Raw genomic sequence first — 25334 nt, forward strand, 5'->3', positions numbered from 1 at the left:
CATGTGTGGCATCGCAGGCACGTACCGATGGCCGGACGGCAAGGTCGTGACCGACCGGCTCACCGACACCCTCGCCCACCGAGGCCCGGACGGGGCGGGCCGGTACAACCACCCCGTCGGTGACGGCGAAGTGCACCTCGGGCACCGCCGCCTCGCCATCATCGACCTGTCCGAGACCGGCGCCCAGCCGATGGTCAAGGACGGCCTCGCCCTGACGTACAACGGCGAGCTGTACAACGCGCCCGAGCTGCGTGCCGAGCTCACCTCCGCCGGGGTGCGCTTCCGCGGCACCTCCGACACCGAGGTGCTCCTGGAGGCGTGGCGGCACTGGGGCACGGACTGCCTGCCCCGGCTGCGCGGCATGTTCGCGCTCGGGATCTTCGACGAGCGCACCGGTGAGCTGGTGCTCGCCCGCGACCAGCTCGGCATCAAGCCGCTGTTCCTGCTCCGGCGCGGCGCGGGCCTGGTGTTCGCCTCCGAGCTCAAGGCGCTCGCCGCCGCCAACGGCGCGCCCCTCGAGGTGGACCACGCGGCGCTGGTGGCCTCGCTCCTCTACTACTGGGTGCCGGACTCACGGTGCGCGTTCCGCGAGGCGGAGAAGCTGCCGCCCGGCAGCTGGCTCCGCTGCAGACCCGACGGGCAGGTGGAGCGCGGCACGTACTGGAACCTGAAGGACGTCGCCACCGAAGGCCGGGAGCGGGCCCGCAGCGGTGAGCGGCCGGACCTCGCCGCCATCGTCGAGGAGTCGACCCGGCAGCACCTGCTCTCCGACGTGCCCGTGGCGACCTTCCTCTCCGGCGGTCTCGACTCCAGTTACCTGACCGCCCTCGCCGCCCGGCACCAGCCCGGGATCTCCGCCTACACGATCGGATTCCGAGCCGAGGACGCCAAGTTCGAGGCGATGCCCGACGACCTGCGCTACGCCCGGCAGGTCGCCGAGCGGTTCGGCGTCGACCTGCACGAGATCGAGATCGCGCCGAACGTGCTCGACCTGCTGCCGCGGATGACGTACAGCCTGGACGAGCCGATCGGCGACCCCGCCGCGATCAACACGTTCCTGATCTGCTCGGCCGCCCGGGAGGCCGGGGTCAAGGTGATGCTCTCGGGGATGGGCGCCGACGAGCTGTTCGCCGGGTACCGCAAGCACCTGGCCAACCTGATCGCGCTGCGCTACCAGCGCGTTCCGCGGCCGCTGCGGCGCGGCGTGGCCAGGGCCGTGGACCGGCTGCCGGTCGCCACGGCCCGCCGGGGGTACCGGTCGGTGCGCTTCGCGAAGCGGTTCCTCTCCTTCGCCGACCTGCCGGAGGAGACCGCGTTCCGGCGCAGCTACACCATGTACGACCAGGACGAGCTGCTCGCCCTGATCGATCCCGACCTGGCGGGCACGGTCGACGACGTCCTGACCGAGCACGCGGACATCTACGAGGACAACGAGCTCGACGACTTCGTCAACCGCATGTGCCTGGGCGACGCCCGGATGTTCCTGCCGGGCCTGAACCTCGCCTATACGGACCGCTCCAGCATGGCCGCGTCGACCGAGGTACGCGTCCCGTACGTGGACGTCGAGGTCGTCAAGGCGGCGTTCGCCGTGCCGGGCGACCGCAAGATCGTCGGACGGCAGGGCAAGGCGGTCCTCAAGGAGGCGGCCACCTCGGTGCTGCCCCGGGAGATCGTGTACCGGCCCAAGGGCCTGTTCAGCGCCCCGCTGCGCGCGTGGATGAGCCGGGACCTGGCACCGCTGGTGCGCGAGGTGGTGAACGACGGACTGCTCGTCAACTCCGGGTTCCTGCGCCGCGACGCACTGGCACGCATGGTCGCCGAGGACGCCTCGGGGCAGCGGGACTTCTCCAAACATCTCTGGCACGTACTCACCCTCGAGTACTGGTACCGCGACGCGACAACTGGCTCCGGCCAGAGCACTCACTTGACGGCGTAGAACAACAGGAGTTCTGGTGAAACAGGTTGTGCAGAACTACAAGAGCGGCGAGCTGGCGCTGCTCGACGTCCCGGTGCCGGGATGCAAGCCGGACGGTGTGCTGGTCAGGACCGCCTTCTCGCTGATATCCACCGGGACCGAGCTCATGAAGGTCTCCGAGGCGGGCATGTCGATGCTGGGCAAGGCCCGCTCCCGCCCCGACCAGGTGGCCAAGGTCATGCAGAGCGTGGCCACCAACGGGGTGCCCGCCACCTACCGCAAGGTGATGGGCAAGCTCGACTCGTACACGCCGCTCGGCTACTCGCTGTGCGGGGTGGTCGAGCAGGTCGGCGCCGGGATCGACGACGTGAAGGCCGGCGACCTGGTGGCCTGCGCGGGCAACGAACACGCGCTGCACGCTGAGCTGAACTGGGTGCCGAAGAACCTCTACACCCCGGTGCCCGACGGCCTCGCGCCCCGCCACGCGGCCTTCGGCACCGTCGGATCGATCGCGATGCAGGGCGTCCGCCAGGGCGAGCCGCAGCTCGGCGAGGTGGCCCTGGTCATCGGCCTCGGCCTGATCGGACAGCTGGTGGCCCAGCTCCTCACCGCATCGGGCGTACGTGTCGTCGGCGTCGACCCCGACCCGGCGCGCTGCGAACTCGCCGAGCGGCTCGGCGCGGCGGCCTGCGGTGATCCCGCGTCCGCGGCCGTGGCGGCCACCGTCGGGGAACTCACCGGCGGCCACGGCGTGGACCAGGTGTACCTGGCCGCGGGCGGCGGCAGCAACCAACCCGTCGAGCTGGCCGCCCAGTTGAGCAGGGACCGGGGCCGCGTCGTCGACATCGGCAAGTGCCGCCTCGACCTGCCGTGGAACGCGTACTACGAGAAGGAGCTCGACGTCCGGTTCTCCCGGTCGTACGGCCCCGGGCGCTACGACCCTTCGTACGAGCTGGAGGGGCGCGACTACCCGATCGGCTACGTGCGCTGGACCGAGCGCCGCAACCTGGCGTGCTTCCTCGACCTCGTCGCCCGCGGCAACGTCGACGTGGAGCCCCTGATCTCCCACATCGCCGACTTCGACGACGCCGTCGAGACGTACCAGAGCCTGAAGGACGGCGACCTCAAGGCCGTCGCCGTGCTGTTCCGCTACCCCGAAGCCGCGGTGGAAGGCGAAGCGGAGGCCCCGTCGGTGGCCGTGCCCGCGGTGCGGCGCGGCGGTGGGGCGGCGGCTGCCCCCGCCCGGACCGTCAGGACGCCGGTGCGCCTGGCGTTCGTCGGCGCGGGGAACTACGCGACGTCGATGCTGCTGCCGCATCTGACGGGACGCGACGGCGTGTCGTTGTCGACGGTCGTCACCACGACGGCGCTGTCCGCGGCCAACGCCAAGCGGAAGTTCGGCTTCGCCGAGGCGACCACCGATCTCGACGCCGTGCTCGGCGACAAGTCCATCGACGCGGTGTTCGTCGTCACCCGGCACAGCTCGCACGCCGAACTGACCCGAAGGGCGCTCCTCGCGGGCAAGGCCGTGTTCGTGGAGAAGCCGTTGGCGCTCTCCGAGGACGAGCTCGCACGTGTGCTCGCGGCGGTGGAGGAGTCCGGCAACGACCGGCTCCAGGTGGGGTTCAACCGCCGGTTCTCGCCGCTGTTGCGGGAGGCCAAGAAGCGGTTCGGCGCCAGGACGGGACCGGCGAGCCTGCGCTACCTGGTCAACGCGGGGCAGCTGCAGCACGGCAGCTGGTACCTCCAACAGGGCACCGAGGGCTCGCGGTTCGCGGGCGAGGGCGGGCACTTCATCGACACGGCGAGCTGGCTGCTCGGCGCCGACCCGGTCTCGGTGTACGCGGCCGCCACGGCAGGAAACGAAGACCTGCAGATCGTGCTGCGGTACCCCGACGGGTCCACCGCCACCATCAGTTACGTCACCACCGGCGCGGCCAGTTTCCCCAAGGAGACCCTGGACCTCGTCGCCGACGGCAAGGTGCTGCGCCTCGACGACTTCGTCCGCGCCTCGGTCCACGGCCCCAAGAAGTGGGTCAGTTCGCGGCTGCCCAAGGCCCGGGACAAGGGCCAGGAGGCGGAGCTGGCCTCGTTCGTCAAGGCCGTGCGGACCGGCGGTCCCATGCCGGTGCCGCTGGAGTCGCTGGTCGCCACCACGGCGGCCACCCTCGCCGTGCGGGCGGGTCTGGCCGGTGGCGTGCCGGTGACGTTGGCGAGGGCGCTGTGACCATGAGCGCGGGCTGGTACGTGCGGCGGCTCTCTCGGATGGGGCCGCGGGAGGTCGGCGGCCGGGCGGGCGACGCGGTGCGCAGGAGGCTGTGGCGGTCGGTGCGGCCGGACTGCCCCGGCGTGAGCGGCGCCCGGTTCACCGCCGTACTGCCCGCGGGGACGCTCGCCGCGGTGCCGCCGGACGCAGCGAAGCGCCTCGTCGCCGAGGCGGACCGGCTGATGGCCGGGCACGGCGAGTTCTTCGGGGTGGTCCGCGACGACCTGGCCGATCCCGACTGGTGGTACGACCCGAAGACCGGCCGCAGGGCTCCCTGGGGCTACGCCTTCGACGTGCCCTACCGGAACGAGGACGTGGTCGGGGACATCAAGCAGATCTGGGAGCCCTCCCGGCACCAGTACCTCACCGTCCTCGCCGCCGCCTACGCGCTCACCGGCCAGGAGCGGTACGCCGAGCGCGTGGCCGAGCTCCTGAGGCGGTGGTGGGCGGCCAACGCGCCGCTGCGCGGGGTGCACTGGATCAGCGGCATCGAGCTGGGCATCCGGCTCTTGTCCTGGGTGTGGATCCGCAGGCTGCTCGACGGCTGGCAGGGCGCGGCCGCCCTGTTCGAGGACAACCCGGTGGCGCTGAACCAGATCTGGCACCACCAGCGCTGGCTCGCCGCCTTTCCCAGCCGGGGTTCTTCGGCGAACAACCACGTCATCGCGGAGGCCGCCGGACAGTTCGCCGCGGCCTGCGCGTTCGACTGGTTCCCGGCCTCGGCGCGCTGGCGCAAGGACGCGCTGCGCTCTCTTGAGCGGCATCTGCGGAGCAACACCTTCCACTCGGGCCTCAACCGCGAACTGGCCACCGAATACCACGGACTCGTCCTCGAACTCGGCCTGGCCGCGGTGGCCGAGGCGGATGCCGCGCGCGTGCCCGTCCCCGCGACGGTCCGCATCGTTCTGCTGCGGATGACCGACGCGCTCGCGGCCGTGGTGGACAGCCGGTTGCGGCCGCCCCGTCAGGGAGACGCCGACGACGGCCACGGTCTGATCGTGGACGGCGACGGCACCGACCGCTGGGCCTCGCTCCTGGCCACCGGCGACGCCGTGTTCGGCCGACTCGCCTGGTGGCCGGAGGTGACCGGCACCGATGTGCGCACCCCGCTCCTCGCCGCGCTCATCAGGCCGTACGCGAAGACCGAGGGCGTACCGGCCGTGTCCCGCCCGGGGAAGCGACCGGACCGGTTCCCGGATGCGGGCATGACCGTCCTGCGCGGCCCCGAGGGGATCTGGTGCCGCTGCGACGGCGGGCCGCACGGCTTCCTCTCCATCGCCGCGCACGCCCACGCGGACGCGCTGTCCGTGGAGGTCAGGCACGACGGGGTCGACGTGCTCGCAGACCCCGGGACGTTCTGCTACCACGGGCAGCCCGAGTGGCGGCAGTACTTCCGCTCGACCCTCGGCCACAACACCCTGGAACTGGACGGCAAGGACCAGTCCGTCTCCGGCGGCCCCTTCCTGTGGACCAGGCAGGCCCGCAGCCGCGTCCTGGCCGTGGACACGCCCGACGCCTCCGCGGGGGGAACGGCCCGATGGTCCGCCGAGCACGACGGCTACCAGCCGTCCGTGCACCGGCGCAGTGTGGAACTGTCCGCAGCGACACGGGAGTTGAGAGTGACCGACGAGGTGCGCGGCCCGCGCGGGGCGGTGCGCCTGGCGTTCCACCTCGGCCCGGCGATCACCGCGGACCTGACGGGCCACCGGGCCGAGCTCACCTGGACCCGGGACGGCGAGGACCGCTCCGCCGTGCTCGACCTGCCGGGGCAGCTGTCCTGGCAGGCCCATCGCGGCGAGACGGAGCCGCCGCTCGGCTGGTACTCCGCCGGATTCGGGCGCAAGGAACCCACCACGACGCTGGTCGGCACGGGCTTCGCCGACGGCGCGCAGGGGTTCACCACCGCACTCAGGTTCTGGGGCTAGGGGGCGCGTGGTGATCAAGTGGCGGAAGTGGACGCTGCCGGTGGCGGCGCAGGCGATCGTCCTGCTGGCGGCGACCGGCTGCGTGAGCACGTCGGACTCCCCGGCGGCGGAGTCGAAGGGCCAGTCGTCCACGTCCGCGGCCCGGTCCGTGGCGCGGGTGTGCGCCAAGCCCGCCGACGGTCCCGCGAAGGCGCCGAAGGGGGCGGTGACGGTCGACCCCGCGGTCGTCGGTGACCTGGTGGCGAAGACCAAGAGCAGCCCCCCGAACACCACGTTCTGGCTGAAGGCGGGCAAGCACAGGCTCGATTCCAACCGCTACTCCCAGGTCATCCCCAAGAAGGGGAACCGCTACCTCGGCGCGCCGGGCGCGGTGCTCGACGGCGGGAAGAAGAACCAGTACGCGTTCGGCGGCACCGCCCAAGACGTCACCATCGGCTATCTGACGGTGCAACGCTTCGTGGCGCCGCCGGACGAGGGCGTGGTCAACCACGACTCGGCCGACGGCTGGGTGATCGAGCACTCGACGATCCAGCACAACTCCGGTGCCGGAATGATGGCCGGCGCCCGCCAGCAGGTCCGCGCCAACTGCCTGCGCGAGAACGGCCAGTACGGCATGAACGCGTACAAGGACAAGGGCCGCATCAGCGGCCTGGTGGTCGAGGGCAACGAGATCGTGGGCAACAACACCGGCGACTGGGAGCGGAAGCGCAAGGGCTGCGGCTGCACCGGAGGCATCAAGTTCTGGGCCGTCAACGGCGCCGACGTGCGCGGCAACTGGGTGCACGACAACCGAGGCACCGGATTGTGGGCGGACACCAACAACAACGACTTCCGCATCGAGGGCAACGTACTCGAGGCCAACGACGGTGCCGCGCTGATCTACGAGACCAGCTACAACGCGGTCATCAGGAAGAACACGATCCGGCGGAACAACTGGGTCGAGGGCCGCAGGGCGGCGGAGCGCGGCGACAACTTCCCCTTCGCGACCGTCTACGTCTCCGAATCCGGCGGCGAACCACGGGTCAAGGCCCGCACGGACAAGATCGAGATCTACCAGAACGTACTGGAGGACAACTGGTCGGGGATCACCCTGTGGGAGAACGCCGACCGGTTCTGCAACAGCCCGGCCAACACCTCCTCGGGCGACTGCACGTTGCTGGTGCGGGACGTCGACCGCTGCGCGAAGCCCGCGATCGCCAAGGCACCGCTCTACGCCGACTGCCGGTGGAAGACCCAGCGGGTGGACATCCACGACAACCGCTTCACCCTCGACAAGTCCGTCGTCGAGTGCACGGCGAACTGCGACCGCATGGCGCTCCTCGCTAACTACGGCACCTATCCGGACTGGTCGCCCTACCAGGGCGAGCGGGTGGCCGAGGCGATCACCCAGAAGCAGCACAACCGCTGGCACGACAACACCTACGTCGGGCCGTGGAAGTTCGTCGCCCACGACCCGAGCCGGGTGCTCGACTCCGGGCAGTGGCAGGGCGCGCCGTACGAGCAGGACAAGGGCAGCACCTTCCGCGTACGGGGCGGTGGTTGAGATGCGCACGGACCACACGTCGAAGATGGTCGGGACGGCCTGGGGGCTGCTGATCCTCAACACGCTCGGCTCCGCGGGGGCGAAGACCATCGTCCCGCTGCCCCGCTCGCTCATCCAGATGGTCACCATGGGCGCGCTGGTCGCCGCGTTCGCGCTGGCGCTCGCCGCCAATCTCCGGCTGCGCTTCCGCGCCAGTTCCTACGTGTTCCTGCTCACCCTGCTCCTTGTGCCGAGCGTGATCTCCAGCGCGCACCTGGAGTCCGGGTTCGGCGCGCTGTTCCGCTGCGCGAGGCTGGCGCTCTTCGTCGCCACGCTGTGGCTGCTCAGCCGCTGGTGGGACGGCAGCTTCACGTTCGTCAGACATCACATCCGGGTGTACTTCGTGGTGCTCGGGTCGGTGGCCGCGGGACTGGTCATGTCACCTGGCGCGGCCATGCCCGAGCTCTACGGCGGACGCCTCGTCGGCGCGTTGTGGCCGCTCACCCCGCCGCAGATCGGGCAGTACGCCGCAGTGATCATCGGGCTCACCGTGCTGCTCCTGCTCGGCCGCAGGACCGACCGGGCCAGCGCGGCGTTCGTCATCGTGCCCTCGCTCGTCCTGCTCGCGCTGACCCATACCCGCACGGCCACCCTCGGGCTCGTCGTCGGCCTCGTACTGGCGATCGGCTCGCTCGTGCTGACCAGCTCCGCCGCCCGCCGGTTCTTCACCTGGACGGTAGTGCTCGCCACGGTGGCCGCGGTGGCGCTCGGCTCCCTGCTCCAGGCGTGGTTCCTGCGCGGCCAGACCAAGGAGAACTTCTCCAGCCTCACCGGCCGGGCCAAGGTCTGGGACGCCCTGCTGGCAGCCCCCAGGACCACCTCGGAGCAGCTGTTCGGCGTGGGCCTCGGCGACAAGTCCTTCGGCGGGCTGCCCATCGACAACAGCTGGCTGGCCGTCTACAACGAACAGGGCCTGATCGGCGTCGTCCTGGTGGGGACGACCATCGTCGTGCTCGGCGGCGTCGCGCTGCTGCGGCCGCCGTCGCTCCAGCGGGCCTGCGCGATCTTCCTCATCAGCTACTGCGCGATCGCGTCGTACACCGAGGCCGGGCTCGGCGACGCCTCGCCGTACCTGCTGCATCTGGCCCTGGCCGCCGCGCTCCTCGCGGCACCCGCCGAGGCCGCGAACCTCGCGCCGCCCGACGTTCCCCGACGACGCGTCCCACGGTGGGCCCGACGAGCGGAGGTGAGCTGAACATGCACGTTCTCGTGGCGCACAACCGCTACGGCTCCGCGCAGCCCAGCGGCGAGAACAAGGTCGTCGACCAGGAGGTGGCACTGCTGCGCGCGGCAGGACACCGGGTCGACGTGTTCGAGCGGCGCAGCGACACCATCGCCGACCGGTCCCTGCTCGGCAAGGTCGCGGTGCCGCTCCTCGTGCCGTGGAATCCGTCGGTCCGCAAGGAGCTCGCCGCTCGACTGCGCACCGAGCGCCCGGACGTGGTGCACGTCCACAACGTCTTCCCGCTGCTTTCGCCCGCGGTCATCGCCGCCTGCGCCGACGCGGGCGTGCCCGCCGTCGCCACGCTGCACAACTACACCCAGATCTGCCCGCCCGGCACGCTGCAGCGGGACGGACGGCCGTGCACCGAGTGCGTCGGTTCCACGGTGCCGCTGCCCGCCGTGCGGCACGGCTGCTACCGCGACTCTCGCCTCGCGACGGTCCCGCTCGCGGTCAGCCTGTCGGTCAACCGGCGGCGGTGGTGGTCCGGCGTGGAGCGGTTCTTCTGCATCTCCGCGGCGCAGCGCGACGTCCTGGTACGAGCCGGGATGCCCGCGGAGCGTCTTGCGGTGAAGCACAACTTCGTACCGGACCCGGCCGATCGCCGGACGGGCGACGGCGAGCACCTGCTCTATCTCGGGCGGCTCGCGGAGGCCAAGGGCCTGCGGCTACTCATGGCCGCGTGGGACGAGCTCGCGGCGAGCGGCGGGGTGGGCGTGCCGCTCGTCATCGCCGGTACCGGGCCACTGGAGCAAGAGGTGACCGACTGGGCGGCGGGCCGGGACGATGTGCGCTACGTCGGCCTGTACGACACGGTCCGGTGCCAGGAGGCCATCGCGCGGTCGGTCGCCGTGCTGGCTCCCTCGACCTGGCTGGAGGCGTTCGGCCTGGTCGTCGTGGAGGCGATGGCGGCCGGGGTGCCGGTCGTCGCCGCAGGGCACGGCGCCTTCGTCGAACTCGTCGACGACGGGGTGACCGGGCTGCTGCACCGGCCGGGCGAGTCCGGCTCGCTCGCGTCCTGCATGCGCCGGATCGCGGCCGAGCGGGGCCGCAACCGGGAGATGGGCCGGGCGGCCAGGCGGCGGTACGAGCAGGGCTTCAGCCCGGCCGTCGGCCTGGAGCGCCTGGTGGAGGGGTACCGGTCCGCGATCGCGGACCGGTTGGGCGGCGGGGAAAGCCCGCCGCCGGCAAGGAACGGAAACGCTGGCTCGCGGTGGGGGACCCGCGCGAGCAGGGATGGGGGCAGTAAATGACACGATGCCGACTCTGCGGCTCGGCGGCGCTCGCGAGCGTCGTCGATCTGGGGGCGACCCCGCCGTGCGAGAGCTTTCTCGCCGCGGACCAACTGGACAAGCCGGAACCCGCGTACCCGCTGCATCTGCAGGTCTGCACCGACTGCTGGCTCGCGCAGATCCCGCCGCTGATCACGCCCGAGGAGACGTTCAGCGAGTACGCGTACTTCTCCTCCTTCTCGACCTCCTGGGTGGAGCACGCGCGCACGTTCGTCGCGGACGCGGTGGAGCGGGTGGGGCTCGGCTCCGAAGGCTCCGGCGACACCGAAGGCTCCGACGCCTTCGTGGTCGAGGTCGCGAGCAACGACGGATACCTGCTGAAGCACGTGGTGAACCGGGGGATCCGCTGCCTCGGCATCGAGCCCTCGGTGAACGTCGGCGCCGCGGCCCGGGAGGCCGGTGTGCCCACCGTCACCGAGTTCCTGAGCCCGGACACCGGCGCGGCCGTCCGCGCCGAGCACGGCCCGGCGAACCTGGTCGTGGCCAACAACGTGTACGCGCACATCCCCGACGTCGTCGGATTCACCCAGGGCCTGCGCGCCCTGGTCGCCGACGACGGCTGGGTCTCCATCGAGGTGCAGCACCTGCTGACCCTGATCGAGGAGAACCAGTACGACACGATCTACCACGAGCACTTCCAGTACTACACGGTCGCGTCCGCGATCCGGGCCCTCGCGAGCGGCGGCCTCGCGCTCGTGGACGTCGAGTTGCTGCCCACGCACGGCGGCTCCATCCGGCTGTGGGCCCGGCCCGCCGAGGTCGCCGGAGAGCCTTCGCAGCGGGTGTCCGACGTACTGGCCCGGGAGAAGGCCGCCGGGCTGCAGGAGCTGTCCGGATACACCGAGTTCTCCGCCCGCGTCGCCAAGGTGCGCAGGGACCTCCTCAAGTTCCTCATCACCGCGGCCGAGCGCGGCGAGACGGTCGTCGGCTACGGCGCCCCCGGCAAGGGCAACACCCTGCTCAACCACTGCGGCATCCGGCCCGACCTGCTCGCGTACACGGTCGACCGCAACCCCTACAAGCACGGCCGGTTCACCCCGGGCACCCGCATCCCGATCCTGCCGCCCGAGCGGATCGCCGCCGACAAGCCGGACTACGTCCTGGTCCTGCCGTGGAACCTGCGGGCCGAACTGGTCGAGCAGCTGTCCTTCGTGCACGACTGGGGCGGCCGCCTCGTCTTCCCCATCCCGGAACTGAGCGTCGTCGAGGTCGCGAAAGAGGTCACAGCATGAAGGTCGTCCTGTTCTGCGGCGGTTACGGGATGCGCATGCGCAGCGGAGCCGCCGACGACGTGCCCAAGCCGATGGCGATGGTCGGCCCCAGGCCGCTGATCTGGCACGTCATGCGCTACTACGCCCACTTCGGGCACACGGAGTTCGTCCTGTGCCTCGGATACGGGGCGCACCACATCAAGAACTTCTTCCTCAACTACGAGGAGACGACGTCCAACGACTTCGTGCTCCGGGGCGGGAAGACCGAGCTGCTTTCCACCGACATAGCCGACTGGACGATCACGTTCGCGCAGACCGGCATCGAGTCGCCGATCGGGGAGCGCCTTCGCCGGGTGCGCCACCACCTCGACGGCGACGAGATGTTCCTCGCCAACTACGCGGACGTGCTCACCGACGCCCCGCTGCCGGAGATGATCGACTCCTTCGCCCGGCGCGACGCGGGCGCGTCGATGATGGTGGTGCCGCCGCAGTCCTCGTTCCACTGCGTGGACCTGGCCGAGGACGGTCTGGTGGGCGGCATCACCGCGGTGAGCGACATGCCGCTGTGGGAGAACGGCGGCTACTTCGTACTCCGCCAGGAGGTCTTCGACCACATACCGGAGAACGGCGACCTGGTCGCCGACGGCTGTGGCCAACTCGCCAAGCGGGGCCGCCTGGTGGCCCACCAGCACCGCGGCTTCTGGAAGCCGACCGACACGGTGAAGGAGCGGGCCGCGCTCGACGAGGCGTACGCCCGCGGTGACCGCCCGTGGGCCGTGTGGGAGCGGGACAGCGCCGGGGTGAGCGCGTGATCCGGCTCGGCGCGGGACCCCTGGAGCGGATCGCCGCGGTGGGCGCGCACTGCGACGACATCGCCATCGGCGCGGGCGGCACGCTCCTCACGGCGTGCCTCGCGCGGCCGGGGATCCGCGTCGACGCGCTGGTGCTCACCGGCGGTGGCGGCGACAGGGAGCAGGAGGAGCGGGCCGCGCTCGCCGCCTTCTGCCCCGGCGCCGACCTGCGCCTCACCGTGCTCAAACTGCCGGACGGCCGGATTCCCGCGCACTGGGAAGAGGCCAAGGCCGCGGTCGAGGAGCTGCGCGAGCGGACGGACCCCGATCTCGTGCTCGCCCCGCGCACCGACGACGCGCACCAGGACCACCGCGGCCTGGCGAAGCTGATGCCCACCGCGTTCCGCGACCACCTCGTACTCGGCTACGAGATCGTCAAGTGGGACGGCGATCTGGGCCGTCCCACCGCGTACCAGCCGCTCACACCGGAGATCGCCGAACAGAAGGTACGGCTGCTGCAGGAGCACTACGCCTCGCAGCGACACCGGGCCTGGTACGACCGCGAGGCCTTCATCGGCCTCGCGCGGATCCGCGGCATCGAATGCCAGGCGCGCTACGCCGAGGCGTTCGCCACCACCAAACTCACTCTGAACCTGGGGAACTGAACCATGCGCGTACTGCTGACCGGGCACCAGGGCTACCTGGGCACCGTCATGGCCCCGGTCGTCGCCGCCGCCGGGCACGAGGTCGTCGGCCTCGACTCCGGCCTGTTCGCCGACTGCGTCCTCGGCCCGCCGCCCGCGGACCCGTCCGGGCACCGGGTCGACCTGCGCGACGTCACGGCCGAACACCTGGCCGGGGTGGACGCCGTGATCCACCTCGCCGCGCTCTCCAACGACCCCCTGGGCTCCCTCGCGCCGGAGCTCACCTACGACATCAACCACCACGCGTCCGTACGCCTCGCACGGCTGGCCCGCGACGCCGGAGTGCGGCGCTTCCTGTACGCGTCGACCTGCTCCGTCTACGGTGCCGCGGGCGGGAGCGACCTGGTGTCGGAGGCCGCCCCGCTGCGCCCCGTGACGCCGTACGCGGAGTCCAAGGTGCGCGTGGAGGACGACCTGCACGCGCTCGCCGACGGCGACTTCAGCCCGGTCTACATGCGCAACGCCACCGCCTTCGGCTTCTCGCCCCGGCTGCGCGCCGACATCGTGCTGAACAACCTGGTGGGTCACGCGCTCCTGTCCGGCGAGGTCCTCGTGATGTCCGACGGCACCCCGTGGCGCCCCCTCGTGCACGCCGCCGACATCGCACGGGCGTTCACGGCCGCGCTGACCGCGCCGCGCGAAGAGGTTTACGACCGCGCGTTCAACATCGGCAGCGAGGTCAACAACGTCACGGTCGCCGAGATCGCCGAGCAGGTCGCCGCCGCGGTGTCCGGATCGAAGGTGGTGATCACCGGGGAGACCGGCGCCGATCCGCGGTCCTACCGGGTGGACTTCTCCCGGTTCCGCGCCGCGATTCCCGGCTTCGACTGCGAGTGGACGGTCAAGCAGGGCGCGCTCGAACTCGCCGACGCCTACCGGAAACACGGGCTGACCCGCGACGACTTCGAGCGACGCTTCACCCGGCTCGCCGTGCTGCGCGCGGCGTCCGAGGCCGGGGCCGTCGACGACACCCTGCGGTGGCGCCGATGACCGCGGTCGGCGAGGAGATGCACGCCCTGGTGGAGCGGCTGTACCCGCTGTGCCGGAGCATCACGGGCGACGGCGTGCGCGCCACCCTGAGCATCGTCGGCGAGTACGTTCCGCTGCAGGTGCACGAGGTGCCGACCGGGACCCAGGTGCTCGACTGGACGGTGCCGCAGGAGTGGAACATCCGCGACGCCTACATCGCCGACGCCGCGGGGAACCGGGTCGTCGACTTCGCCGCGTCCAGCCTGCACGTGCTCGGCTACAGCGTGCCGGTGTCCAGGACCATGCCGCTCGCCGAGCTGCGCGATCACCTGTACACCCTTCCGGACCACCCGAGTTGGGTGCCCTACCGCACCAGCTACTACAAGCCGGAATGGGGATTCTGCCTGGCCCAGGAGACCCTGGACGCCCTGCCGGACGGCGACTACCAGGTCCGTATCGACTCCACGCTCGAAGACGGCCACCTCACCTACGCCGAGCACGTGATCCCCGGCCAGGTCCCCGACGAGGTGATCGTCTCCTGCCACACCTGCCACCCGTCGCTGGCCAACGACAACCTCGCGGGCATCGCGGTCGCCACGTTCCTGGCGCGGGCGCTGGCCGAACAGACGCCGTACTACACCTACCGGTTCATCTACGCGCCGGGCACCGTCGGGGCGATCACCTGGCTGGCCCGCAACGCGGAGCGGGTGGACCAGGTCAAGCACGGCCTCGTACTGGCCTGCGCCGGTGACGCGGGCGACCTGACGTACAAGCAGAGCAGACGCGGCGACGCGGAGATCGACCGGGTGCTGCGGCACGTCCTCGCCACGTCCGAACGCCCGCACCGCGTCACCGAGTTCACCCCGTACGGCTACGACGAGCGGCAGTACTGCTCACCCGGGTTCAACCTCGGCGTGGGCTCGCTCAGCAGGACCCCGTACGCCGGATACCCCGAGTACCACACCTCGGCGGACAACCCGGACTTCGTCTCCCCGGAGGCGATGGCGGACACCCTGTCCGTCTGCCGCGAGGCCTTCGCCGTCCTCGACCGCAACCGGAGCTACCTCAACCTCAGCCCGTACGGCGAACCCCAGCTGGGCCGACGCGGGTTGTACGACTCGCTCGGCGGCCGCAGCGACGCGAAGCAGGCCCAGCTGGCCATGCTCTGGGTGCTCAGCCTCTCCGACGGCGGGCACAGCCTGCTCGACGTGGCCGAGCGGTCCGGGCTGGCGTTCGACACCGTCGCCGGTGCGGCGGACGCCCTGGGCGCCGCCGGACTGATCAAGGCATGACGCCGATGACCATCGAGGGGGAGAAGACGAGACGGGCCGGGCCCGCACGGCGGGCCATCGTCGGCCGACTGTCCTGGGGGCTCGCCGACCAGGCGGCCTCCAGCTTGTCCAACTTCGTGGTGGGAATCTACGTGGCCCGCTCGCTGGGCCTCGGCGCGTTCGGCGTGTTCAGCCTGGCCTGGGTGACGTACGGCGTGGTGCTCAGCGTCTCCCGCGGCCTGGCCACCGACCCGCTCGTGGTGCGCTTCAGCGGTGTGCCCGGCTGGTCCTGGCGCAGGGCGGTGGCACAGTCGGCGGGCACCGCGCTCGGCGTCGGCACCGCCATCGGCGCGGCGTGTCTGGTGGTCGGTCTGGCGCTCGGCGGGCAGGTTGGGCCCGCGTTCGCCTGCCTCGGCGTCATGCTGCCGGGGCTGCTCCTCCAGGACGCCTGGCGGTACGCGTTCTTCGCCGCGGGCACCGGACGCAAGGCGTTCGTCAACGACCTGGTGTGGGGCGTCGCGCTCGTCCCCGCCATGGTGGTGGCGGCCCGCGTGGGCACCGTGGCCGCCTTCGTGCTCGCCTGGGGCGTCTCCGCCGCGGTGGCCGCGGTGTACGGCTGTTTCCAGTCCGGCATCCGGCCCCGGATGACCCGGGCCCGCGAGTGGCTGCGCGAGCACCGCGACCTCAGCTACCGGTATCTGGCCGAGAACGTCGGCGTCAGCGGCGCCAGCCAGCTGCGGGCGTACGGGCTCGGCGCGATCGTCGGGGTCAGCGCGGTGGGCGTGGTGCGCGGCGCCGAGCTCCTGCTCGGCCCGTTCATGGCCATACTGATGGGTCTTTCGCTGGTCACCGTCGCCGAGGCGGCACGGGTACTGCGGAGGGCCCCGCACCGCCTCGGCGTGTTCTGCCTGCTCCTCGGCGGCGCCCAGGCCGTCGCCGCGCTGCTCTGGGGCGCGGCGCTGCTGCTGATGCCCGACCGGCTCGGCGAGCTCGTGCTCGGCGACGTCTGGCACTCCGCGTCCGAGCTCATCGTGCCGGTCACGCTCGGCGTCGCGGCCGCCGGACTCGGCACCGGCGCGGCGGCCGGGCTCCGCGCGCTCGCCGCGGCCCGGCGCAGCCTGCGCTGTCAACTGTTCGCCTCCGCCTGCTACGTCGGCGGCGGGCTCGGCGGGGCGGCCCTGGCCGACACGGTCGGCTCGGCCTGGGGCGTCGCCGCCGCCACCGTCTGCGGCTCCTGCGTCTGGTGGCTGCAGCTGCGGGCCGCCCTGCGCGAGCGCCGCCAGAACTCCATTCCCGAAGTGAGGACGTCATGACCGCCCATCCCCGGTTGAGCATCGGCCTGCCCGTGTACAACGGCGAGGAGTACCTCGCCGAGGCGCTCGATGCCCTGCTCGGCCAGACCTACGAGGACTTCGAGCTGGTCATCTCGGACAACGCCTCGGCCGACGGGACGCAGGACATCTGCCGCAAGTACGCCGCCCAGGACTCACGCATCCGGTACATCAGGCTGCACAAGAACATCGGCGCGGCGCCGAACCACAACTACGTGTTCACCCAGTGCCGCGGCGAACTGTTCAAGTGGGCGTCGCACGACGACCTGTACGCAAGGGACCTGCTGCGGCGCTGCGTCGAGGCACTCGACGAGCGCCCCGGCATCGTTCTCGCGCACTCCGGCCAGGCCGTCATCGACGAGAACGGCCAGGTGAAGGTCCCCTACGAGTACGGGATCGCCACCGACGCGCCCCGCGCGCCCGAGCGCTTCCGCAGCTTCCTGTTCGCGCCCGGTGGCGACGACTTCTACGGGGTGATGCGGTCCGACATGCTGCGCCGGGTCAAGCCGCACGACAGCTACCACCACGCGGACCGCACGTTCGTCGCCGAGATCGTCCTGCACGGGCCCTTCCACCAGGTGCCCGAGCTGCTGTACTTCCGCCGCGACCACCCCACCCGCGCCGAGCGGGCGAACCCCTCCAAGCGCTCCCGGTGCGTCAACCTGGACCCGCGCAGGGCGGGCCCGCTGCACCCGACGCCCCGGCTGCTCGCCGAGTACGTCGGCGGCTTCGTCTCGGCGATCCGACGGGCGCCGCTGTCCGTGGCCGACCGGCGTGCGTGCTACGTCCACCTGGCCGCGTGGATGACCAGCAGGGCCAGGCCCGGCGCCGGTGAGCGGGTCGAGGACCGCGCCCCGGTCGACCCCGCCGGGCTCACCGTCTCCGTCGACGCGCTCGTCGCCGGACGTGAGGGGAGGCAGGCGTGAGAGCCGCACGCGAAACCCCGGTGCGCGTCGGGGTGTTCGGCCTGCTCGGCTCCGGGAACCTCGGCAACGACGGGTCGCTCGAAGCCGTCCTCGGCTACCTCCGCGCCGAGCATCCGGACGCGGCCGTGGACGCGCTGTGCGGCGGACCCGAGGTCGTCGCGGCCCGGTACCGGATCCCCGCGACGCGACTGCACTGGTACCGGGGCGAGTACCGGACCGCCTCGCGGGCGGGCGCGATCGTGGGGAAGGGCCTGGGCAAACTCGTCGATGCCTTCCGCACAGGGGCCTGGGTGCGCCGACACGACGTGGTGATCGTGCCGGGCATGGGCGTCCTGGAGGCCACGCTGCCGCTGCGGCCGTGGGGCTTCCCGTACGCGCTGTTCCTGCTCTGCGCGTCAGGACGGCTGTTCGGCACCCGGGTCGCGCTGGTCGGCGTGGGCGCCGCACCGATCGGCAGCAGGCCGACCCGGGCCCTGGTGCGCTGGTCGGCCCGGCTCGCCACCTACCGGTCGTACCGGGACGCCCTGTCCCGCGACGCCATCCGGGCGATGGGCGTGGACACCGCGCGCGACGAGGTCTACCCGGACCTCGCGTTCGCCCTGCCCGCGCCGCAAGCGCCTTCGAGCCCGCCGGGGGGCCAGGTCTGCGTCGGCGTCATGGACTTCCACGGCGGTGACGACGACCGCGCCCGCGCCGACGAGATCCACCGGCGCTATCTCGAAGGGACGACCCGATTCGTCCGCGCGCTGGTCGACGAGGGCAGGCCGGTCCGGCTGCTCACCGGTGACGAGTGCGACGCCCCGGTGGTCGCCGCGATCCTCGACGCGGTGGACTCGCCCCTGGTCACCGCGGCCGACGCGGCCTCGCTCGCCGACCTGATGAAGGAGACGGCGGCCGCCGACACCGTGGTGGCCACCCGCTACCACAACCTGATCTGCGCGCTGAAGGCCGGGACCCCGACGCTCGCCCTCAGCTATGCGGCGAAGAGCGACGCGCTCATGGACCGGATGGGTCTGGGCGCGTACCGCCACCCGGCTCGCGAGGTCGACGCGGAGCGACTGCTCGAACAGTTCCGGGAGCTGGAACGGCGATCGGCTGAGCTGCGCGAGACCCTCGCCGAGCGCAACCTGGACGCCACCCGCCAACTGGAGCACCAGTTCACCGCTTTGACCGCGGCCCTGTTCCCGACGACCGCCCAAGCCCAAGCCCCAGCACAACGCCACGCCCACGATCACGATCACGCCATGCGGGAGACCCGATGAAAGCGACCGAAGTCCCGGCGATCGTCGGCGCGTACCTCTTCGAGCCGACGCCGTACGCCGACGAACGCGGCTTCTTCTGCCGCACCTTCGACGCCGACGTGGTCCGCTCGGTGGGCCTCGACCCGGACGCCTTCATCCAGGACAGCCTGTCGCGCTCGGTCCGGGGCGTGCTGCGCGGACTGCACCTGCGCTCGGGCGCGGGCGAGGCCAAGCTGGTGCGGTGCTCGTACGGGAAGGTCTTCGACGTCGTCGTGGACCTGCGGCCGGACTCGCCGACCTACCGCAACGTGGCCGTCTTCGAGCTGTCCGGCGAGACACAGGTGACCCTGTACATCCCGGCGGGGTGCGCGCACGGCTTCCAGGCGCTCACCGAGACCGCCGACACCTCGTACCGGATCGACCGTCCGCACGATCCGGCCGAGGACGTGACGATCGCCTTCGACGACCCGGAGCTCGCCATTCCCTGGCCGCTGCCCGTCACGTCGATGTCCCAGCGGGACCGGGAGGCGCCGAGCCTCGCCGAGGTCCTGAAGCACAAGGAGAAGTGAGGTCGCCGTGGACACCGAACACACCGAAGAGGCCCGGGAGGGCGAGGAGTTGGCGCTGCCCCGGTCGCGTACGGCGAACGAGCGGCTGCACGCCCTGATCCCCGGCGGCGCCCACACCTACGCCAAGGGCGACGACCAGTACCCCGAGAACCTCGCCCCGGTCATCAGCCACGGCCGCGGCGCCCACGTGTGGGACGTCGACGGGAACCGCTACGTCGAGTACGGCTCGGGACTCCGCTCCGTCAGCCTCGGCCACGCCCACCCGCGGGTGACCGAGGCGGTGCGGCGGCAGATCGACCGCGGCAGCAACTTCGTCCGGCCTTCCCTCATGGAGGTCGAGGCCGCGGAACGGTTCCTGGCCACGGTGCCGACCGCCGAGATGGTGAAGTTCGCGAAGAACGGCTCCGACGCCACCACCGCCGCGGTACGCCTGGCCCGCGCCGCCACCGGGCGCTCTCGGGTGGCCGTCTGCGGCGACCATCCCTTCTTCTCCGTCGACGACTGGTTCATCGGCACCACGCCGATGTCGGCCGGCATCCCGGCGGCGACCACCGAGCTCACCGTGGCGTTCCCGTACGGGGACCTGGCCGCCACGGAGGAGTTGCTCACCCGGTACCAGGACGAGATCGCCTGCCTGATCCTCGAACCGGCCGGACACACCGAGCCCGCGCCGGGGTATCTCGCCGCACTCCGTGAACTGGCCGACCGGCACGGCTGCGTACTGATCTTCGACGAGATGATCACCGGTTTCCGCTGGTCGGAGGCGGGAGCCCAGGGTCTGTACGGCGTCGTGCCCGACCTCTCCACGTTCGGCAAGGCGCTCGGCAACGGGTTCGCCGTCTCCGCCCTCGCGGGGCGCCGGGAGCTGATGGAGCGGGGCGGACTTCGCCACTCCGGCGAGCGGGTGTTCCTGCTGTCCACCACGCACGGAGCGGAGACGCACTCGCTGGCCGCCGCGATGGCCGTACAGAGCACCTACGCCGAGGAGGGCATCACCGAGCGGCTGCACGCCCTCGGTGAGCGGTTGGCCGCCGGTGTTCGTGACGCGACGGCCGCCATGGGCGTCGGGGACCACATCGTCGTCAGGGGCCGGGCCAGCAACCTGGTCTTCGCCACCCTCGACGAGAACGGGCGGCCCTCGCAGCCGTACCGCACCCTGTTCCTGCGGCGGCTCCTCGCGGGCGGGGTGCTCGCCCCGTCGTTCGTGGTGAGCAGCGCGCTCAGCGAAGCCGACATCGACCACACCGTCGATGTGGTGGCCCAGGCTTGTGCGGTGTACCGGAAGGCGCTGGACGCCGCCGACCCCACGCCCTGGCTGGGCGGTCGACCGGTGAAGCCGGTGTTCCGCCGCTTGGTGTGAGGTGACGTGATGTGACGTCAGCGGCGCTCCGACCGGTCGGCGTCGGCCCTTCGGCCGTCCAGCCGGTCGGCCGTCCGGTCGACCAGCCACGCGGTCGCCGGTACCACCGCGAGCGCCGTGCACCAGCCGCCGAGGACGTCGGTCGGATAGTGCGCGCCCAGGGCGACTTGGGCCCAGCCCATGACGGCGCCCGCCACCAGCGCCGCGCCGAGCACGAGTGACAGGCCTGCCGTCCTGCCGAGCCCGAGCCGTCCGGTCGCGAGCAGTGCCACCACGAGGGCGAGCGCGGTGAGGAAGGCGGTGTGCCCGCTCGGGTAGGACAGGTTGTCGGCACCGTGGATGGTCCGTCCCACCAGCGACTTGAGGAGCGTCGCCGTCACGACGGTGACGCCGACCCCGGCGACGACGAACACCGCCGCGCGACGACCGCACACCAGCAGGCAGCCCGTCACCGCGGCGACGACGAGCGTCGCCGATCCGGCGGGCTCGCCCAGGAAGTCCGTGGCCAGCGCGACGCGCCGCCACGGCGGCCGCACACTGTCCGCCGTCGGATCGATGAACCACCGGTCGACCGTGCCGGGCTCGCTGTGCCCGGCGTACAGGACTCCGAGCGCGACGACCGCCAGCGCGGCGAGGACCGCGACAAGACCGAGCCACGCGCGCAGCGACGGGGGCAGCGCCGTGGGCGCAGGGCGGCCGGTCACGCGCCCACCGGACCGAGTAGGCCGACGATCCCGTCGAGCACGAACTGGTCTGGGCCGACGCCCAGTTCCGCTCCGGCCAGGCGATCCAACGCGAGCCCCTCCGTCGTCTTCGAACTCACGAGTCAGCCTTTCCTCGTCACCCTAACCAACAATCCGGTCGCGGAGAGGGGGACTACAGTGAACCGGTGACTTCCCTGCCTGAAGACCTGCCGACAGCGATCGGCGACGAGGACCGCGACGCGGCGGTGCGGCGGCTGCAAGAGGCGTACGCCGATGGGTACTTGTCGCACGAGGAGATGGACGGACACCTCGGCCAAGTCCTCGCGGCGACGCGGCGGAGCGAGCTCGATGCGGCTCTGTCGTCGCTTCCGGCGGAGAAGCCGGGGACCATCGCCACGATCGGCGCCGCCGGTGGACGGATCAAGCGGAGCGGGGCGTGGCAGGTGCCGCGGACGCTCAAGGTCGCGTCTGCCTACGGACGTGTGCGGCTGGATCTGTCGCGGGCGGTCATCGAGCATCCGGTGATCGACATCGAGCTGGCGGTCGGCACCGGCAGGGCGAAGATCACCGTGCCGCATGACGCGGTCGTCGTCCTGGACGAACTGAACACCGGGTGGAAGGACTACCGCTACCAGCCCCCGCGGCGGTCAAGTGGCCCCCGTGGCCCGGAGATCCGCATCTCCGGGACCATGGGCTTCGGACGCCTCACGGTCCGTCACGCTCGCCGGTGAGGACCCGTTCGCACGAGCACCCACACCTGCAGTCGGGCCACGGTGTCCGATTCGAATGGGGACCCACCGGTGCTCAGCGGCTGGCGCCGGGTGTGAGCTGTGTCGTGGTCGTCGATGTGCTGTCGTTCACCACGGCGGTGAGCGTCGCGGTCGATGCCGGGACACGTGTCTTCCCCTACCGCTGGCGTGACGAGAGCGCCACCGCGTTCGCCGCCCAGCACGGTGCGAACCTCGCCGTGGGACGCCGAGCGGCCAGCGCCACGTCCCCGTGGACGCTCTCACCCGCGTCCCTGCGCGCCGCCCCCTTCATGCCGCGCCTGGTCCTGCCTTCCCCCAACGGCTCCGCCATCGCGGCGAGCGCTGGCCCGACGACAGCCTGCGGCCTGCCCTGGAGGACTTGATCGGATCGGGTGCCGTCATCACCGCTCTGCGTGAACACGTCGGCGACGTACTGTCTCCCGAGGCCGCCGTCGCCGCATCCGCGTTCCACGCGACACGGGACGTCGGAGGCGCCGTGGCCGACAGCGCCTCCGGGCGGGAACTCATCGAGGGCGGATTCGAGCAGGACGTCGCCATCGCCACCGAACTGGACGCCAGTACAAGGGTCCCCGTCCTGACCGAGGGCGCCTTCACCGACCAGGCGCGCTGGCAGCCGGATCCGGTGGTTGGGTAGCCTCGCGGGATGGATCTGCGACTGGCGGCGTACGCCGTGTGCATCGAGGACGGACGGGTACTGCTCGCGCACTCCGTGAAGCCCGACGGCACGAGGACTTGGACGCTTCCCGGCGGCAGGGTCGAGGACGCGGAGGACCCCTTCGACACGGTGGTCCGCGAGGTCGCTGAGGAGACCGGTCTGGATGCCGTGGTCGAGTGCCTGCTGGGCGTGGACTCCCGGGTGGTCCCGGCCGCGGAGCGCCGCGTGCCCGGTCGGCCCGCGCTCCAGAACGTAGGCATCTTCTACCGGGCCCGTATCACCGGCGGCCAGCTGCGTCCTGAACCCAACGGCGAGACCGCCGAGTCGATCTGGACCCCGGTCTCCGACGTCGCCCGCCTCGACCGCTCGTCACTGCTCGACATCGGCCTGTCCCTGGCCCGGACCACACCGGCGACCGGCCACGTGGACCCCGTCCCGGTCGGCGGCCTGATCCGGCACTGAGCGCACCCTGCCCGAGGCACAGCGCGCGCGTACTCACATCGGCAGCGAATGCAGCCGCGCCTCTCCGGTCGGCCATTTCGCGTCGTCGGTCAGCGGTGTCCACATCGCGCGCAACGGCATGCGGACCGGTCCTTCGACATCGGGCTGCTCGACCCCTATGTCGTCGTCCAGAACGTGCCAGCCCATCCGTCCGTAGAGCGCGGTGAGCCGCGGCACGCAGAAGAGCAGCCCGTGCGCCAAGCCGCCCGCGTCGCGGGCGTGTTCCATGGCCGCGGTCACCACCTGGCGTGCGAGCCCCTGCCCTCTGAGGTCGGAGGCCACGGCGACGCCACCGAGACCGGCCGCGTGCCATCGATCGGAACCTACTGAGAGCGGCACTCGCACCCACCCCGCATGCGCGACGAGACGGTCCTGCCGTCTGAGCCCGAAGTGCACGTCCTTGTCGCGCCACGTCAGACCGGCCGAAGCCACGCCGAAGGGGTCGGCGCCACCGCCGGTGATCTCATCGCGCTCCGCCATGGTGTACTGCGTGAGCCGTATGACTGAATCTCCCATGGAGATCACTCTCGCACCACGCGTCGGCGTCAGGGGAGCCAACGCCGCATCACGGTGAGCAGTTCGTCGGGCTCCACCGGTTTCGCCACGTAGTCGGAAGCGCCGGACTCCAGCGCCTTCTCGCGGTCGTACCGCATGGCCTTCGCGGTGAGCGCGATGATGGGGAGACCGGCGAACCGCGGCTCCTTGCGGATGGCCGCGGTCGTCTCGTAGCCGTCCATGTCCGGCATCATCGTGTCCATCAGGACGAGTGCCACCTCGGGGTGCTGTTCGAGCACGTCGATGGCCTCGCGGCCGTCCTCCGCGTACAGCACCACCAACCCGCGATGCTCCAGCAGGCTGGTGAGAGCGAACACGATCCGGATGTCGTCGTCGACCACCAGCACACGCTCGCCGTTGAACAGGAACGAGGTGTCGGGGTCGAGGGCGCTGTCGGCAACGGGACGTGGCCCGGATGGTTCATCGCGCGTCGCCGGGGCTGCCGGAGCCGGGGCCGGGTGAGGCGGGTAGGAGAAGTCGGCGTGGTGCTGCAGCGGAAGGTAGAGCGTGAAGGTGGATCCGCGGCCCAGCTCGCTCGCTGCGTGGATCTGGCCGCCGAGCAGCTGCGCGATCTCCCGGCTGATGGACAGGCCGAGACCGGTGCCGCCGTACTTCCTGCTGGTCGTGCCGTCCGCCTGTTTGAACGCTTCGAAGATCACCTGCATCTTGTCGGCCGCGACACCGATGCCGGTGTCCGTCACCGAGAAGGCGAGCAACTCGGCGCCGGGGTCCTGCAGGGACCCCGCTTCGTGCAAGTCCTCACGGATCGCCGGTGGCACGCTGGAACCGGCGAATGTCACGGCCAGTTCGATGGACCCGGAGTGGGTGAACTTCACGGCATTGGACAGCAGGTTCCGCAGTACCTGAAGGAGTCGTTGTTCGTCCGTCGGCACGGTCAGGGGCAGGTCGGGGGAGAGGTGAACGGAGAGGCCGAGACCCTTCTCCGTCGTCAGCGGACGGAACGTGGCAGCGACGTAGTCGAGGAGTTCCGCCAGGTTCACCGGGCTCGGTGACACCTCCATCTTGCCCGCCTCGACCTTGGAGAGGTCGAGGATGTCGTTGATCAACATGAGCAGATCGGAGCCCGCGCCGTGAATCGTCTCGGCGAACTGGACCTGTTGCGCCGTGAGATTGGCCTCCGGGTTGTCGGCGAGCATCTTCGAAAGGATCAGCATGGACTGGAGGGGCGTGCGCAGTTCGTGAGACATGTTGGCGAGGAACTCCGCCTTGTAGCTCATCGAGTAGGCGAGTTGCTCATTGCGTTCCTCCAGCACCTGCCGGGCTTCCTCGATCTCGCGCGTCTTGGCCTCGAGCTGCCGGTGGGATTCTCCCAGGGCCATCTGGTGGCTTTCGAGCTCCGCCGACCGTGCGCGCAGCTGCTCGGTCAACGCCTGTGACTGGCTGAGCAGTTGCTGGGTCTGCTGCTGTTTGATCACCTCCGCGCTGCTGTGCTCGATCAGGTCGGCGACCTCGGAAGGAATGTCCGGTCTGCGTTCGGTGAGCCAGTGCTGCGCCTCCGCCACACGTGTGGCGGACAGCAGGTCCTTCTCCTTGCCCTGGGCCCGCTCCTCCAT

The 25334-nt window shown here is 71.3% G+C and carries 23 protein-coding genes and 1 pseudogene; 20 read left to right on the plus strand and 4 right to left on the minus strand.

Features of this window, described 5'->3' with window-relative positions; all coding sequences use genetic code 11:
• Position 1 precedes the first annotated feature (1 nt).
• The 16 genes from asnB to CP970_RS42065 are packed head-to-tail and all read left to right on the plus strand — an operon-like array spanning position 2 to position 20575.
• The gene (asnB, locus tag CP970_RS41990; protein WP_055543542.1) at positions 2 to 1936 is read left to right on the plus strand and encodes an asparagine synthase (glutamine-hydrolyzing); all 1935 of its coding nucleotides are present in this window, start codon (positions 2 to 4) and stop codon (positions 1934 to 1936) included.
• Between the two features lie 16 nt (positions 1937 to 1952).
• Positions 1953 to 4142: a bi-domain-containing oxidoreductase gene (locus tag CP970_RS41995; protein ID WP_055543541.1), complete on the plus strand. Its 2190-nt coding sequence runs from the start codon at positions 1953 to 1955 to the stop codon at positions 4140 to 4142.
• Positions 4139 to 6106: a heparinase II/III family protein gene (locus CP970_RS42000; protein ID WP_055543540.1), complete on the plus strand. Its 1968-nt coding sequence runs from the start codon at positions 4139 to 4141 to the stop codon at positions 6104 to 6106. Before CP970_RS41995 ends, CP970_RS42000 begins: the two co-directional genes overlap by 4 nt.
• Positions 6107 to 6113: 7 nt before the next feature.
• Positions 6114 to 7649: a right-handed parallel beta-helix repeat-containing protein gene (locus tag CP970_RS42005; protein WP_055543539.1), complete on the plus strand. Its 1536-nt coding sequence runs from the start codon at positions 6114 to 6116 to the stop codon at positions 7647 to 7649.
• Between the two features lies 1 nt (position 7650).
• A complete protein-coding gene (locus CP970_RS42010; RefSeq protein WP_055543538.1) occupies positions 7651 to 8883 on the plus strand; it encodes a hypothetical protein in 1233 nt (410 codons plus the stop codon).
• 2 nt (positions 8884 to 8885) lie between these two features.
• Positions 8886 to 10163 carry a glycosyltransferase gene (locus CP970_RS42015; protein ID WP_055543537.1) on the plus strand — a complete coding sequence of 426 codons (1278 nt, stop codon included), beginning with the start codon at positions 8886 to 8888 and terminating at the stop codon, positions 10161 to 10163.
• Positions 10160 to 11434 carry a class I SAM-dependent methyltransferase gene (locus CP970_RS42020; protein ID WP_055543536.1) on the plus strand — a complete coding sequence of 425 codons (1275 nt, stop codon included), beginning with the start codon at positions 10160 to 10162 and terminating at the stop codon, positions 11432 to 11434. Before CP970_RS42015 ends, CP970_RS42020 begins: the two co-directional genes overlap by 4 nt.
• Entirely contained in the window at positions 11431 to 12225 is a 795-nt protein-coding gene (locus tag CP970_RS42025) for a glycosyltransferase family protein (protein WP_055543535.1), read from the plus strand. Before CP970_RS42020 ends, CP970_RS42025 begins: the two co-directional genes overlap by 4 nt.
• Entirely contained in the window at positions 12222 to 12869 is a 648-nt protein-coding gene (locus CP970_RS42030; protein ID WP_055543552.1) for a PIG-L deacetylase family protein, read from the plus strand. The genes CP970_RS42025 and CP970_RS42030 overlap by 4 nt, the downstream gene beginning before the upstream one ends.
• A gap of 3 nt (positions 12870 to 12872) precedes the next feature.
• Positions 12873 to 13898: an NAD-dependent epimerase/dehydratase family protein gene (locus tag CP970_RS42035; RefSeq protein ID WP_055543534.1), complete on the plus strand. Its 1026-nt coding sequence runs from the start codon at positions 12873 to 12875 to the stop codon at positions 13896 to 13898.
• Positions 13895 to 15169 (plus strand): DUF4910 domain-containing protein, encoded by a 1275-nt coding sequence (locus CP970_RS42040; RefSeq protein WP_191095020.1) that lies wholly within the window; start codon positions 13895 to 13897, stop codon positions 15167 to 15169. The genes CP970_RS42035 and CP970_RS42040 overlap by 4 nt, the downstream gene beginning before the upstream one ends.
• Before the next feature lie 5 nt (positions 15170 to 15174).
• Positions 15175 to 16461 (plus strand): MATE family efflux transporter, encoded by a 1287-nt coding sequence (locus tag CP970_RS42045; protein WP_055543551.1) that lies wholly within the window; start codon positions 15175 to 15177, stop codon positions 16459 to 16461.
• A complete protein-coding gene (locus CP970_RS42050) occupies positions 16458 to 17405 on the plus strand; it encodes a glycosyltransferase family 2 protein (protein ID WP_055543532.1) in 948 nt (315 codons plus the stop codon). Before CP970_RS42045 ends, CP970_RS42050 begins: the two co-directional genes overlap by 4 nt.
• The gene (locus CP970_RS42055) at positions 17402 to 18667 is read left to right on the plus strand and encodes a polysaccharide pyruvyl transferase family protein (protein WP_055543531.1); all 1266 of its coding nucleotides are present in this window, start codon (positions 17402 to 17404) and stop codon (positions 18665 to 18667) included. The genes CP970_RS42050 and CP970_RS42055 overlap by 4 nt, the downstream gene beginning before the upstream one ends.
• Entirely contained in the window at positions 18664 to 19215 is a 552-nt protein-coding gene (gene rfbC, locus CP970_RS42060) for a dTDP-4-dehydrorhamnose 3,5-epimerase (protein ID WP_055543530.1), read from the plus strand. Before CP970_RS42055 ends, rfbC begins: the two co-directional genes overlap by 4 nt.
• 7 nt (positions 19216 to 19222) lie before the next feature.
• A complete protein-coding gene (locus tag CP970_RS42065; protein WP_055543529.1) occupies positions 19223 to 20575 on the plus strand; it encodes a glutamate-1-semialdehyde 2,1-aminomutase in 1353 nt (450 codons plus the stop codon).
• Between the two features lie 17 nt (positions 20576 to 20592).
• Here the strand turns inward: CP970_RS42065 and CP970_RS42070 are convergent, their stop codons facing one another.
• On the minus strand, positions 20593 to 21279 hold the full coding sequence (locus CP970_RS42070; RefSeq protein WP_055543528.1) for a phosphatase PAP2 family protein: 687 nt from the start codon (positions 21277 to 21279) through the stop codon (positions 20593 to 20595).
• Positions 21276 to 21398, minus strand: a complete 123-nt coding sequence (locus CP970_RS45625) for a hypothetical protein (RefSeq protein WP_263406808.1) — start codon at positions 21396 to 21398, stop codon at positions 21276 to 21278. Before CP970_RS45625 ends, CP970_RS42070 begins: the two co-directional genes overlap by 4 nt.
• Before the next feature lie 66 nt (positions 21399 to 21464).
• On the opposite strand from CP970_RS45625, the gene CP970_RS42075 reads away from it, so the two are divergent.
• The 4 genes from CP970_RS42075 (at position 21465) to CP970_RS42085 (ending at position 23166) form a co-directional block, all read left to right on the plus strand.
• Positions 21465 to 22010, plus strand: a complete 546-nt coding sequence (locus CP970_RS42075; protein WP_055543527.1) for a DUF1707 SHOCT-like domain-containing protein — start codon at positions 21465 to 21467, stop codon at positions 22008 to 22010.
• 104 nt (positions 22011 to 22114) lie between these two features.
• Positions 22115 to 22411: a hypothetical protein gene (locus tag CP970_RS45310; RefSeq protein WP_224059410.1), complete on the plus strand. Its 297-nt coding sequence runs from the start codon at positions 22115 to 22117 to the stop codon at positions 22409 to 22411.
• Positions 22408 to 22683 (plus strand): 2-phosphosulfolactate phosphatase, encoded by a 276-nt coding sequence (locus CP970_RS45315; protein ID WP_240507274.1) that lies wholly within the window; start codon positions 22408 to 22410, stop codon positions 22681 to 22683. The genes CP970_RS45310 and CP970_RS45315 overlap by 4 nt, the downstream gene beginning before the upstream one ends.
• Before the next feature lie 9 nt (positions 22684 to 22692).
• Positions 22693 to 23166: an NUDIX hydrolase gene (locus tag CP970_RS42085; protein WP_055543526.1), complete on the plus strand. Its 474-nt coding sequence runs from the start codon at positions 22693 to 22695 to the stop codon at positions 23164 to 23166.
• A 33-nt stretch (positions 23167 to 23199) separates the two neighbouring features.
• Here the strand turns inward: CP970_RS42085 and CP970_RS42090 are convergent, their stop codons facing one another.
• Both CP970_RS42090 and CP970_RS45320 read right to left on the minus strand, forming a co-directional pair.
• The gene (locus CP970_RS42090) at positions 23200 to 23721 is read right to left on the minus strand and encodes a GNAT family N-acetyltransferase (protein ID WP_055543525.1); all 522 of its coding nucleotides are present in this window, start codon (positions 23719 to 23721) and stop codon (positions 23200 to 23202) included.
• Between the two features lie 29 nt (positions 23722 to 23750).
• A pseudogene (locus tag CP970_RS45320) lies at positions 23751 to 25310 on the minus strand (response regulator); the annotation flags it as partial.
• Positions 25311 to 25334: the final 24 nt, after the last annotated feature.

Source organism: Streptomyces kanamyceticus (assembly GCF_008704495.1).
Taxonomy (GTDB): Bacteria; Actinomycetota; Actinomycetes; order Streptomycetales; family Streptomycetaceae; genus Streptomyces; species Streptomyces kanamyceticus.